This window comes from Xenorhabdus stockiae (assembly GCF_002632825.1).
GTDB classification, from domain to species: domain Bacteria; phylum Pseudomonadota; class Gammaproteobacteria; order Enterobacterales; family Enterobacteriaceae; genus Xenorhabdus; species Xenorhabdus stockiae.
Map to the genome: position 1 here is coordinate 1 of NZ_NJAJ01000154.1, position 480 is coordinate 480.

1 pseudogene is annotated in these 480 nt (G+C 42.5%); it reads right to left on the reverse strand.

What is annotated here, in order from left to right:
• Positions 1-168: pseudogene (locus Xsto_RS20900) on the reverse strand (replication protein); the annotation flags it as partial.
• Positions 169-480: the final 312 nt, after the last annotated feature.

Genomic DNA, 480 nt, shown 5'->3' on the forward strand with positions numbered 1-480 from the left:
ACCGGGTTGTAAGTGCCACACTTTCCCTTTGAAATTAGCGGTATAAGGTTGTCTGGCTGCATCCATAAGCAAATTTTCCCACAGCGTTCTGAGAAAAACATCTTTAGCCCACGGTTTATTTCTGATGCTCCGGTACAACGGGATGAAACCAGATTTCTGATTCTCCATCCTGTTGCTCCTGCTTTTTCTAGCCGCATTAAAATCATAAACCTCCGCTGTACTCATACGGCCTCCCTACCATTAAATCGGATTTTCATGTATACTTACCTCGTTGTTGGTCGCTTTAGAATGGGCTTGCATACCTCTTCTTCATCGAGATACCAACACTCCAAACTGTATAAGAGGCCCTAGTTGTTCGCCCAACTGGGGTTTTTCTTTTTGTCCCGCCTGTAATTCCCATCGGTAACATTCCTAAAGTGAAATGACAGTTAGACTTTGTTTAGAAAATAAAAAGAGAGATCAACTATCCTGAGATAGATG